General features: G+C 49.3%; 8 protein-coding genes and 2 tRNA genes. 5 read left to right on the top strand and 5 right to left on the bottom strand.

Annotated features, from left to right (window positions below):
* Positions 1–119 precede the first annotated feature (119 nt).
* Positions 120–1730: a thermosome subunit alpha gene (gene thsA / locus AB9H23_RS04520; RefSeq protein WP_370005868.1), complete on the top strand. Its 1611-nt coding sequence runs from the start codon at positions 120–122 to the stop codon at positions 1728–1730.
* A gap of 399 nt (positions 1731–2129) precedes the next feature.
* Here the strand turns inward: thsA and AB9H23_RS04515 are convergent, their stop codons facing one another.
* The 4 genes from AB9H23_RS04515 to AB9H23_RS04500 all read right to left on the bottom strand — a co-directional run bounded on the left by AB9H23_RS04515 (position 2130) and on the right by AB9H23_RS04500 (position 4765).
* Complete coding sequence (locus tag AB9H23_RS04515; RefSeq protein WP_300476552.1) at positions 2130–3281, bottom strand: thiolase domain-containing protein; 1152 nt, start codon at positions 3279–3281, stop codon at positions 2130–2132.
* Between the two features lie 12 nt (positions 3282–3293).
* Positions 3294–4334, bottom strand: coding sequence for a hydroxymethylglutaryl-CoA synthase (locus tag AB9H23_RS04510; protein ID WP_370005865.1), 1041 nt, complete (start codon positions 4332–4334; stop codon positions 3294–3296).
* A gap of 281 nt (positions 4335–4615) precedes the next feature.
* Positions 4616–4689 (bottom strand) — tRNA-Gly (locus AB9H23_RS04505).
* Between the two features lie 2 nt (positions 4690–4691).
* A tRNA-Gly gene (locus AB9H23_RS04500) sits at positions 4692–4765 on the bottom strand.
* A gap of 140 nt (positions 4766–4905) precedes the next feature.
* On the opposite strand from AB9H23_RS04500, the gene AB9H23_RS04495 reads away from it, so the two are divergent.
* Both AB9H23_RS04495 and AB9H23_RS04490 read left to right on the top strand, forming a co-directional pair.
* Positions 4906–5628, top strand: a complete 723-nt coding sequence (locus AB9H23_RS04495) for a heparan-alpha-glucosaminide N-acetyltransferase (RefSeq protein WP_370005862.1) — start codon at positions 4906–4908, stop codon at positions 5626–5628.
* Between the two features lie 271 nt (positions 5629–5899).
* Positions 5900–7219, top strand: a complete 1320-nt coding sequence (locus tag AB9H23_RS04490) for a DASS family sodium-coupled anion symporter (RefSeq protein ID WP_321210857.1) — start codon at positions 5900–5902, stop codon at positions 7217–7219.
* Positions 7220–7347: 128 nt separating this feature from the next.
* Here the strand turns inward: AB9H23_RS04490 and cobQ are convergent, their stop codons facing one another.
* Positions 7348–8865: a cobyric acid synthase CobQ gene (gene cobQ, locus AB9H23_RS04485; protein ID WP_370005860.1), complete on the bottom strand. Its 1518-nt coding sequence runs from the start codon at positions 8863–8865 to the stop codon at positions 7348–7350.
* A gap of 118 nt (positions 8866–8983) precedes the next feature.
* Here cobQ and AB9H23_RS04480 point away from each other — a divergent pair, with 118 nt between their 5' ends.
* Positions 8984–10225 carry a PAS domain S-box protein gene (locus tag AB9H23_RS04480; protein ID WP_370005857.1) on the top strand — a complete coding sequence of 414 codons (1242 nt, stop codon included), beginning with the start codon at positions 8984–8986 and terminating at the stop codon, positions 10223–10225.
* Between the two features lie 140 nt (positions 10226–10365).
* Positions 10366–12300: an ATP-dependent protease LonB gene (lonB, locus tag AB9H23_RS04475; protein ID WP_370005854.1), complete on the top strand. Its 1935-nt coding sequence runs from the start codon at positions 10366–10368 to the stop codon at positions 12298–12300.
* The last annotated feature ends 73 nt before the right edge of the window (positions 12301–12373 follow it).

The raw sequence follows: 12373 nt of genomic DNA, 5'->3' as shown, positions 1-12373 counted from the left end.
TTGTCCTACCCATATTTAAATAGGGTCACCATTGAATAAATACATTGACCGCAAAATATTTATAGAACCTCTAACCCATTGATAAATGCACTAATGATAATAAAAATTGAGGTGATTAAATGGCACAGGGACAGCAGCCAATTCTTGTACTGCCTGAAGGTACAAGCAGGTACCTTGGAAGGGACGCACAGAGAATGAACATCCTTGCAGGTAAAATACTGGCAGAAACCGTCAGGACAACCCTTGGACCAAAGGGAATGGACAAAATGCTGGTTGACTCCCTTGGGGACATCGTGGTGACAAACGACGGTGTCACAATACTCAAGGAAATGGACATAGAGCACCCCGCAGCAAAGATGCTTGTTGAGGTGGCAAAGACCCAGGAAGACGAGGTCGGTGACGGTACAACAACAGCCGTCATAATAGCAGGTGAACTGCTCAAAAAAGCTGAAACACTCCTTGAAATGGAGATTCACCCAACAATAATCGCAATGGGTTACAGACAGGCCGCTGAAAAGGCCCAGGAAATACTCAACGACATTGCAATTGACGCAAGCGACAGAGACACACTCATAAAGGTCGCAATGACTGCAATGACCGGTAAGGGAACAGAAAAGGCAAGGGAACCACTGGCTGAACTCATAGTTGACGCTGTCCAGCAGGTTGAGGAAGACGGCGAAGTCGAGAAGGACCACATAAAGATAGAGAAGAAGGAAGGCGCAGCCGTGGACGACTCAACACTCGTCCAGGGTGTCATCATCGACAAGGAAAGGGTTCACCCAGGAATGCCAAAGAAAGTTGAAAACGCCAAAATAGCACTCCTGAACTGCCCAATAGAAGTCAAAGAGACAGAAGTCGACGCAGAAATCAGGATAACAGACCCATCACAGATGCAGGCCTTCATTGAACAGGAAGAGCAGATGATTCGCGACATGGTCAACTCCATAGTGGAGACAGGCGCAAATGTGCTCTTCTGTCAGAAGGGTATCGATGACCTTGCACAGCACTACCTGGCCAAGGCAGGCGTCCTTGCAGTAAGGAGGGTTAAAAAATCAGACATGGAGAAACTCTCCAAGGCAACCGGTGCAAGCATAGTCACAAACATTGAGGACCTCAGTGAGGACGACCTAGGCGAAGCAGGCATTGTCTCAGAGAAGAAGATCTCAGGCGAAGAGATGATCTTCGTTGAGGAATGCAAGGAGCCAAAGGCAGTCACAATACTCGTGAGGGGTTCAACAGAACACGTTGTAAGCGAAGTTGAAAGGGCAATCGAAGACGCAATAGGAGTCGTTGCAGCAACAGTCGAGGACGGAAAGGTCGTTGCAGGTGGAGGAGCACCTGAAATAGAGGTCGCAAAGAGGCTCAAGGACTACGCTGATTCAATAAGCGGAAGGGAGCAGCTTGCGGTCTCAGCATTCGCAGAGGCCCTTGAGATCGTTCCAAAGACCCTTGCAGAGAACGCTGGACTTGACAGCATCGACGTCCTGGTGGACCTCAGGGCTGCCCACGAAGAGTCACCATACATGGGACTTGACGTCTTCGATGGCGAAATCGTTGACATGAAAGAGGCCGGTGTAATAGAGCCCCACAGGGTCAAGAAACAGGCCATCCAGTCCGCTGCAGAGGCAGCTGAGATGATCCTCCGCATAGACGACGTCATAGCCGCATCATCCTCCGGATCCGATGAGGACATGGATATGGGCGACATGGGCGGAATGCCTCCAATGTAGGCACCCCCACAATCCCTTCTTTTTTTACAAAGCTTTTTCATGTGCTTGTGAATTCAGAATAGAGGTACTTTCAGGTTTTTGAACCTCGAGTATTTTTAAGTTTTCTAAATACAAACCTGCGCTGGAACTCTGCTGACTCCATCGGTTTTTTCAGATAATATCAAAAAATGGAATGTGATTTTCACGGCTCATTTTCTCTACGCAGCCTTTTGGTTTTTCCTGGTTCTCTGGCATCAATGAATCTGGCAGAGAGGGCATTGCAGAATCATGTGATTGTTTTATGAACTATGATCAAAGAGTTGCAGAATTGAAGAACCTAGTTAGCCCAGCTCAGTTTCTTTACTTCTATATGGGCACTGCATTTCTATCCACTACAGGAAAAATGAAATGGATTGGTGGCTACCTTGAGAATATGTGCACAGCCGCTGTACCACCGGTTCCACCAATGTTGTGGGTCATACCTATCTCAGCACCCTCAACCTGCCTTTTGCCGGCTTCACCACGTAGCTGCCAGACCACCTCAGCCGCCTGGGCGATACCTGTGGCCCCTAGTGGATGACCACGTGCCTTGAGACCCCCTGAGGGGTTTACGGGTATGTCACCATCGATTCGGGTCATGCCCTCCTCAAAGGCCCTTCCACCTTCACCCTTCTCGACGAATCCAAGGTCCTCAACAGCCAGTATACCATTTATGCTGAAGCAGTCATGGACCTCAACAAGGTCTATGTCCCCCGGTGTAAGATCTGCCATCTTGAATGCGGATCTTGCAGCATTCACGGTGGCGTCAATCCGGGTTATATCCCTTCTATCGTGCAGTGCAATGGTACCTGATGCCTGTGCAGATGCCTTCACATAGACGGGGGTATCGGTGTATTCCCTGGCCATCTCGGCGGGGCAGAGTATGACTGCTGCTGCACCATCAGAGATGGGTGAACAGTCAAGGAGTCTGAGTGGATCTGCAACCATGGTTGAGTTGATGACCTGCTCAACCGTGACCTTCATGGGGAACTGGGCCCTTGGGTTGTTTGAGGCATTTTCATGGTTTATCACGGAGACCATGGCGAGCTGCTCCCTTGTTGTACCGTACTCGTACATGTGCCTCCTCGCCATCATGGCGTAGAGTGATGGGAAGGTTACACCCTGCTGGGCCTCCCACTCCTGGTCAGAGGCCGTTGCAATTGCAGGTGTGGGGTCAACAACGTCGGTCATCTTCTCAACACCTGCTGCTATCACAATATCATGGTATCCTGATGCCACGGCCATTATACCGCTCCTCAGGGCGAGTCCACCTGATGCACAGGCGGCCTCCACCCTTGTTGAGGGTATTGGTGTTAGACCGGCATGATCTGCGATGAGTGAAGAAATGTGCTCCTGTTTTATGAAGAGGCCCGCTGACATGTTACCAACGTACATCGCCTCGAGGTCTGCACCTTCAACTCCAGCATCCTCTATGGCACCGAGGCCGGCCTCGGTTATCATGTCCCTGAATGAGACGTCCCAGAGTTCTCCGAATTTTGTCTGTGAGACTCCAATAATTGCTACATCCCTCATGTTATCACCATCTTAAGCCATCCTGAGTTTGCCCTTGAACTTGGCATAGAGTGCATAGTCAACGTATTTTTTCTTGCTGATGATGTCAGAAACAGCTGGGGCGAGATCTCTCTTTTTCTCTATCTCGTCTGTGACCTCTATTATGAATGCGTCACTCCCGGCCCCTGAACCATAGGAGACTGCAAGTATCCTTGCTCCGGGTTCTGCAACGTCAAGTGTCGCTGCAAGGCCTATTGGTGTTGCACCGGAGTATGTGTTACCTATGACCGGTGTTAAAAGCCCAGGTTTCACCTGCTCGCTTTCAAATCCAAGTTTTTTCGCTGCCTTCAAGTAGAACTTTCCGTTTGGCTGGTGGAAAACCGCATAGTCAAAGTCACCTGCGGAGAGGCCCGTCTTTTCCATCATACCCCTTGCAGCTCCAAGAACGTGTTTGAAGTAGGCTGGTTCACCTGTGAACCTTCCACCGTGTCTGGGGTAGGGCATTCCTTCCCTCCTGTAGAAGTCGGGGGTGTCGGTGGTGAAACTGTAGGTTTCTTTTATCTCTGCAAGACAGTTCTCATTTCCTATGACGTAGGCCGCTCCACCTGCTGATGCTGTGTATTCAAGGGCGTCCCCTGGCGCTCCCTGTGCTGTATCTGCGCCAACAGCAAGGCCGTATTCAATGATTCCTGAGTCAACAAGTCCCATACATGCCTGTATACCTGCGGTTCCTGCTTTACATGCGAATTCAAGGTCGGCAGCTGTCATTTCAGGGGTTGCCTCCACGGCCTCTGCGACGATTGTTGCTGTTGGTTTGACTGCATAGGGGTGGGATTCTGAACCAACATAGACAGCCCCTATCCTTGAGGGGTCTATCTGGCTTCTTTTGAGGGCGTTTCGGGCAGCCTCCACTGAGATTGTTGCGGTGTCCTCATCTGGACCTGGAACTGATTTCTCTTCAACCACCAGTCCCCTTGATATGGCCTGGGGGTCGTCTCCCCAGACCCTCGCTATTTCTTCAACCTTTATTCTGTATGATGGAATGTAAACTCCATATCCAACGATTCCAGCCATGAGTATCACACCATTAATATTAGTCTGGATCCTGTTATTATCTAGAATTAAAGTACTTATCCTTTGCTCTACTATCGGGGTTTCTAATATATATAGCTGATATATGGATGGCCACTTCCCCTGGGAGGGAGGTGCAGATTACATCTAATGGAGTTTCAATCTGAATAAACAGTTAAAATCAGCCAGAAACAGGTTTATGGTGAATTAATGGGTCACTGTAAAGGAACAGTTTATCATATACACTAGAATTAACAGGTTACTGGCATCAGAAACAGTTTTTATGCGGTTGCCGGGATTTGAACCCGGGTCGCGGGCTTGGAAGGCCCGAGTCCTAACCAGACTAGACTACAACCGCTATGCGGCGTCCGGGATTTGAACCCGGGTCGCTGGCGTGGCAGGCCAGTGTCTTAACCAGGCTGGACTAACGCCGCAATTCGTAGGCATAGAAAAGGTTTGAAATCATCATATATAAAATTTTCTATTTTTATCTTGAGCACTGCCTCTGGAGGTCCTCCCTGCAGTGGGAACTGCTTTTATCGGACTCCACACAATTTATAAATGGAGGTTATTCATGGGGGTAGCATCGTCCAGCGAGAGGTTCCATGAGGTGGATGCCATAAGGGGCATCGCTGTTGTGATGATGATCATATACCACGTGATCTTTGACCTCAACTTCCTTGGAGCCGTGAAACTGGATATGAACTCCCCGCTGATCTGGATAACCGGAAGGCTGGCCGCATTTCTCTTCATATTCCTTGTGGGTGTATCACTCAGCCTCAGCCACTCCAGAAGGGGTTCTGGGTGCCCTGGACATTACATTAGGAGGGGTATCAGGATATTCACCTACGGCTTCCTGATAACTGCTGCCACCTGGATATACCCCCATAAGGGATTCATAGTGTTCGGGGTGCTGCATTTCATAGGCGCTGCTGTTATCATCACATACCCATTTGCAGGAAGAAGGGTACCCTCGGTTATCGCAGCCCTACTGGCACTGGCGGCAGGGATCTGGGTTTCAACGTTGAGGGTGGACACCTTATTTTTTGTCTGGCTTGGACTGAAGCCCCCTGGATTTTACACACTCGACTACTTTCCCTTGCTTCCATGGATCGGTGTTGTCCTTCTCGGTATCTTCACAGGGGATACCATCTATCCAGGATACAGGAGGAGATGGAAGGGAAAGTTCCTAGGAAGAAACCATGCGCTTGAATTTCTGGGAGAAAACTCACTGGCAATTTACTTTGTTCACCAGCCTGTAATACTGGCTTTCATATGGTTTTTGATGAATATTTAAATGTTAAAGCATCATCTGTTTCTGATGTAAGTTTTTGCCGGCCATCATTATGGATTGATTGCAAGCAGAAACCTGCAACCATCGGGTCGATGTCTGTGCATACCTCCCTATGGACTTGTAGTCAGCAAAATGAGGGGCTTAGTATTACAGGCAATCTATTTATATATGGTAAAAATTATAAGCTACTGGAAACTTACAGTTACCAACAAGAGGAGGTAATATTACGGATGCAAAGAAAGGATTTATTCTGAGTTTTCTTCTTGCACTTGCAGTGTACCTGATACCATTACCCGGCCTTAAGGCCTCAGGACACGCAGCAATATCCTTACTTGTTTTCGCGGTTTCAATGTGGGCAACCGAGGCAGTTCCACTTGCGGTAACATCCCTTATAATACTCTTTGCACAGCCACTTATCGGCGTTGAGAGCTTTGAAAATGCTGTTATAGGATTCGCAAACCCCATACTCTTCCTTATGATAGGTGGTTTCATAATGGCTGAGGCCATAAGGAAGAGTGGCCTTGCACAGAGATTCACCTACTACCTTTTGAGGAGGCTTGGAACATCACCCGAGAGGGGCCTCTTTGTGAGCATATTCTCCACGGGCCTCCTCTCAGCGTGGATAGAGAACGTGGTGGCATTTGCAATGCTCCTTCCAATCATAAAGGAGATAGTTGATATAATGGGATGTTCTGAGCCTGAGAGGGGTAGGAGTAACTATGCAAAGGCAATGATACTGGGGGCATCATTCGGGTCCCTTGCAGGTGGCTTCGGGACGGAGATAGGGACAGCCCCCAACCTTATGGCGGCTGCCTACACCCAGATACCCTTCCTCAACTGGATGATCTTCGGGTTCCCCCTTGCAGTTGCAATGCTCTTTGTAATATGGTTTGTCCTCATGAGGATATTCCCCAGTGAGGTCACAGCCCTATGTGACGGTGACGCAGTTATAGGGAAGAAACTCATGGAACTTGGCGAGGTTAAAAGGGAGGAGAAGGTCAGCGCCGGAATACTCCTATTTGCAATTCTGCTCTGGGTGACAGCTGGATGGACAGGCATCAACAGCTACTCGGTTTCACTGATAGCCGCGGTGATGTTCATCTTCGCCGGTGTTATAACCTGGAAGGACGCCCAGAAGAATATTGACTGGGGCCTCATTGTGTTCTTTGGGGGTGCACTCTCCCTTGGAAGCGCCCTCCTCAAGACTGGTGCCGCCGCATGGCTGATAAATGACCTTGTCAGGATGCTGGGATCTGATCCATCAACGATTCTTGTCATGCTGGTCCTCATGGTCCTTGCAGTGCTTATAACTCAGGTGATGTCAAATATAGCACTTGCAGCGATCCTGGTTCCGCTTTCAGTGACCCTTGCAGGTGCACAGCATCAGCCGGTGGGTATATATGCGGTTCCGGTTGCCATAGCATGTTCGCTGTCCTTCATGCTACCAATGGCTGATCCAACCGTTGCCATGGCCTATGGTTCTGGCTACGTTAAGCTCCGCGACATACCCAGGGCAGGGATTCCGGTGATAGTGGTGGGTATCATCCTGACGGTCCTTGTGATTACAACACTCGCGGTGCCGTTCATAGCATAGAATCAACGATTTGGACTCTGTCCAATAAAAAAAGCTTTTTTTAATTTTTTTAAGAATATTCCTTAATTTTTGGATAGGTTTTAAGAAAAAGGGATTTGTGGAGGATATGCATTAGGGCCCTTTTTCTTCTAATCCCCTTCTATGATGTCCTCAATGATGGATAGGTCCATGTTCTCCTCGACTATCTCAGCCAGGCGGTCAATTGAGAACCTCCTTGAGGCATCGAAGTGGTCGTCAACATAGTCAAGCTTTTCAAGGCCCTTCCTCTCCCTCAGAATGTTGGTGAAGTACCTCCTGAATCGGAAGTTGTGGAATATGCCGTGGAAGTAGGTACCAGCAACGTTCCCATCAGCGGCCCCATCGAATCCCATGGTGTATGTGTTACCAAAGCCCCTCTTCACCTTCAGGAAGGGTTTAACATCACCCAGGACTGTGGTTCCCTCATGAAGCTCATAGCCCTCAACGGTTTCCCCTGCAAGGCCTGAGAAAAGGCCGGCACCGGTTATCTCCCCGGCGCTCTGGGATATTATTTTACCATCACCTGTGAATGTGGTTTTGCAGTCAAGGAGGTTGAGGCCATCCACGCTTCCCAGTTTTGACTCCTGAAGCCCCTCATCAATGATCCTCCTTCCAAGCATCTGAAAACCACCGCATATACCGAATACTGGTATCTCACGGCTCAGATCCCTGATCTCATCGGCGAAGCCATTCTCCCTCAGATACATGAGGTCACTTATGGTATTCCTGGTGCCGGGGATTATGATGGCGTCAAGGCCATCAAGGCTGTCACCGGCCTCTATGAGCCTCACAGCAACGTCCTCCTCGTACTCAAGGGGGTCTATGTCTGTGAAGTTGGATATTCGGGGAAGCCTCATGACACCGATCTTCACATCCCCCCTTCCACGGTACTTCCGCTCTGCGAGCGAGGCTGAATCCTCCTCAGGAAGCTTCAGGCTCTCATCGTAGGGGAGCACGCCAAGAACAGGCACACCGGTGATCTCCTCAATCCTTTCTATACCGGGCATTAGGATGTCAAGGTTTCCCCGGAACTTGTTTATGACAACACCCTTTATCCGGGACCTGTCACGTTCATCGAGAAGCATCAGGGTGCCTGCAATTGAGGCAAAAACACCTCCACGGTCTATATCAGCAACAAGTATAACATCGGCGTCTGCAAGGTGGGCTATCTCCATATTGGCAAGGTCCCGGCCCCTCATGTTTATCTCGGCAGGGGATCCGGCCCCTTCAATCACGATGATATCATATCGCTCCTTAAGGTAATCGAGGGACTCCTTTATGGCCTTTAGGGCGGTTTCCCGGAACCCTGTCTGGTACTCCTGGAAGTTCATGTTCCCTGCGGGTCTACCGTGGACTATGACCTGGGATGTGAAGTCCTCCTTGGGTTTGAGGAGTATGGGGTTCATATGGTATGATGGCCTGATACCTGCAGCCTCTGCCTGGAGGACCTGGGCCACCGCTATCTCTCTGTTCTCATGGGTTGTGAAGGAATTCAGTGACATGTTCTGGGATTTGAAGGGGGCAACCTGGTAGCCCCTCTTTGAGAATATGCGGCAGAGTGCAGCCACAAGGACACTCTTACCGGCACTTGATGATGTCCCCTGCACCATTATACATTTTGAACTCATTTCTTCACCACTTCTGGGCTGCTGTGATCCTAAGATCTATTGATCACTAAAATCTTAAATACCTTGCCTGCATAAATATTATTTGAGTCTATTTGATTTATTATGTGGAGATGGTTGGATGTCCGGTGTTTCTCCTGAAAGCCCTTTACTGTCTGATGAGGACCTTAAATCAGTATTTGAGACAGTTATACATAACAGCCCCGATGGGGTGATCACAGTTGACTCTGAGGGCATTATCGTATTCTCAAACCCTGCTGCAGATAGGATGTTTGGATACACATCCCTTGAGGGTAAAAGGGTTGATTTACTTGTTCCGGAATCCCTCAGGGATGATCTCCAGGCCAAGATGAGGGAATACCGGATGGAGGGGGAGCACGAACTCGCAGGGAGGGTTTTTGAAACCACATCCCTCCGATCAGATGGGACCGAGTTTCCTGTTGAAATGAGCCTGAACCCTGCACGGACATCAGGGGATCTTTTCCTGACCTCAATAATCAGGGATATCTCAGAGAGGCGGAGAATGGAGGATGAGGTTCACAGAAGGGAGGAGCAGTTCAGGGACCTCTTTGAGAACGCCAATGACATGATACAGGCGGTTGACACTGAGGGCAGATTCGTATATGTGAACAGGGCATGGATGGAGACCCTGGGTTACACTGAGGACGACATTGAGAATCTCACAATATTTGATGTGATACACCCCGACAAGCTGGATGAGTGCCGTGAGATCTTCAGCCGTGTAATGAGCGGGGAGAGTATTCCCCTGGTTGAAACCGCATTCATAACAAAGGATGGTGAGAAGATCTTTGTGGAGGGAAACGTCAACGTCCGCATGAGGGATGGTGAGGTTGAATACAGCCGGGCAATCTTCAGGGATGTGACAGAGAGGTTGAAGTTTCAGCGTGAACTCGAAAGACTGGCTTCCATCGTGGAGTCCTCGGGGGATGCCATCGTAAGCTATGACCTTGATGGGAACATAATTGACTGGAACAGGGGTGCTGAGAGGATATACGGTTACAGCGCAGATGAGATCAGGGGACAGAACGTCTCGATCCTCATGGATGAGGAGGAATTTGAAAGGCTCAGGGGCATCATATCTGAGGTGAGATCCGGTAAACTTGTTTCAAACTTTGAGGCCAGAAGGTTCAGGAAGGATGGGGAGGAGATATGGCTTTCCATTTCACTCTCACCACTCAAGGACGTTAATGGTGAGATTATAGGGGTATCCACCATTGCAAGGGATATAACTGAGATGAAGAGGACACAGGAGGCCCTCAGGGCGAGTGAGGAGAAATACCGTAAAATCGTTGAGAAATTTATCCAGAATGCCCTTGCCCTCATATCCGAGATAAACCGCTGACCCCTAGAGATACCTTTATAAGTGACATCACCATATATTAAAATAAAAATTTGTAAGTAAAATATTTTAGGCAGAAGGGATAACCATAAACTGTGATTTTAATTTTAACCACTTCACTTAATGGAGGCATTTGAATAGAAATGAAAACCACCATTAAAAACTTCAGAACTGAAGAATCTGTTTCATATGAAGGTACTGACGATAAGAAGGAATCAGGGAGGAGCCTTTCATATGAAACCTCAAAGGACATAGATGTCCCTGAAAGACTCATAGATCAGATCATAGGTCAGGAAGAGGCAGTTGAGACCATAAAAAAGGCTGCAGAACAGAGACGTAACGTATTATTGATAGGTGAACCAGGTGTCGGCAAATCAATGCTGGCAAAGGCAATGGCGGAACTCCTGCCCCGGGAGAAACTCCAGGATATACTGGTTTACCCCAACATAGATGACCCAAACAACCCCCTCATAGGTACCGTACCGGCAGGTGAGGGTAGAAAAATAGTCATGAACCACAAGAACAGGGCGAGGGCACAGGATGAGAAGAAGAACCTCTTTATGATGCTCATAATATCATTCATCCTTGTCCTCGGCTTCATGGTTAACCAGTTCCTTGCAGCCATAATAGCGGCGGGTATAGTCTTCCTGGCCCTCCAGCAGTTCAGGCCAAGGACCACCGTCATGGTGCCCAAGCTCCTGGTCAACAACGAGGGAAGGCAGGTTGCCCCATTCGTGGATGCAACCGGTGCCCATGCAGGTGCGCTCCTGGGGGATGTGAGGCACGACCCCTACCAGTCAGGAGGCCTTGGCACACCGGCACATGAAAGGGTCGAGGCCGGAATGATACACAGGGCCAACAAGGGGGTCCTCTACATAGACGAGATAGGGACAATGAAGATGAAGACCCAGCAGGAACTCCTCACAGCCATGCAGGAGAAGAAGTACTCCATTACGGGTCAGAGCGAGACAAGCAGTGGTGCAATGGTGCGCTCACAGGCCGTCCCCTGTGACTTTGTTCTCGTGGCGTCAGGTAACCTTCAGGTGCTTGAGGGCATGCACCCGGCCCTCCGTTCAAGGATTAGGGGATACGGTTACGAGGTTTTCATGAAGGACACAATGCCCGATACACCTGAAAACAGGGACAAACTTGTCCAGTTCGTTGCACAGGAAGTTGAAAAGGATGGAAGGATCCCCCACTTCAGCAAGGAGGCCATAGAGGAGATAATAAGGGAGGCCCAGAGGAGGGCAGGTAAGAAGGATTCACTCACACTCAAACTCCGTGAACTCGGGGGTCTTGTGAGGGCTGCAGGCGACATTGCCAAGAGCCGTGGCGCGGAACTGGTTGAGACCAGGGATGTAATGGAGGCAAAGAAACTTTCAAGGACCCTCGAACAGCAGATCGCGGACCGATACATTGTACAGAAGAAGAAGTACAGTGTCTTCAAATCAGAGGGTGGCGAGGTTGGACGCGTCAATGGACTTGCAATAATCGGTGATAGAAGCGGTATAATCCTCCCGATAGCTGCAGAGGCAGCCCCCGCCCAGAGCAAGGAGGAGGGCAGAATAATCGCGACAGGTAAACTTGGTGAGATTGCCCGTGAAGCGGTCCAGAACGTAAGCGCCCTCATCAAGAAATACACAGGTACAGACATATCAAACTACGATATACACATCCAGTTCCTCCAGGCATACGATGGTGTGGAGGGTGACAGTGCAAGCGTCTCAGTGGCAACAGCCGTCATATCGGCCCTTGAGGAGATACCCGTGGACCAGTCAGTCGCCCTAACAGGCTCACTGAGCATACGTGGAGATGTGCTACCGGTAGGTGGGGTTACAGGGAAAATAGAGGCGGCTGCAGAGGCAGGGATAAAAAAGGTACTCATACCAGCCTCCAACATGGGAGACGTCATGATTGAGAAGAGGTATGAGGATAAGGTTGAGATAATACCCGTTGAGACCCTCGGTGACGTCCTGGAACACGCCCTAATTGGTAAGGGCAAGGAGAGCCTCCTTGAGAGGATGCAGAAAATAAGTGATATAGTCCCCTCAATCATGAAGAAGCCAGCCATGCACTGATTTTTCAGGGCTGGGCTTATTTTCCATTTTTTGAATTTTGAAGGGCCTTCGAAGTAGCTGATTGTTTTTTACT

It is taken from the genome of Methanothermobacter sp. KEPCO 2, assembly GCF_041228365.1.
Classification (GTDB): domain Archaea; phylum Methanobacteriota; class Methanobacteria; order Methanobacteriales; family Methanothermobacteraceae; genus Methanothermobacter; species Methanothermobacter marburgensis.
This window is presented reverse-complemented; position numbering and strand designations above follow the sequence as displayed.

Excerpts from the sequence above, each read along its gene's own strand:
- AB9H23_RS04480 (WP_370005857.1), top strand. The coding sequence starts at position 8,984 with ATGTCCGGTGTTTCTCCTGAAAGCCCTTTACTGTCTGATGAGGACCTT.
- AB9H23_RS04510 (WP_370005865.1), bottom strand. The coding sequence starts at position 4,334 with ATGGCTGGAATCGTTGGATATGGAGTTTACATTCCATCATACAGAATA.
- lonB (WP_370005854.1), top strand. The coding sequence starts at position 10,366 with ATGAAAACCACCATTAAAAACTTCAGAACTGAAGAATCTGTTTCATAT.
- AB9H23_RS04495 (WP_370005862.1), top strand. The coding sequence starts at position 4,906 with ATGGGGGTAGCATCGTCCAGCGAGAGGTTCCATGAGGTGGATGCCATA.
- thsA (WP_370005868.1), top strand. The coding sequence starts at position 120 with ATGGCACAGGGACAGCAGCCAATTCTTGTACTGCCTGAAGGTACAAGC.
- AB9H23_RS04515 (WP_300476552.1), bottom strand. The coding sequence starts at position 3,281 with ATGAGGGATGTAGCAATTATTGGAGTCTCACAGACAAAATTCGGAGAA.
- cobQ (WP_370005860.1), bottom strand. The coding sequence starts at position 8,865 with ATGAGTTCAAAATGTATAATGGTGCAGGGGACATCATCAAGTGCCGGT.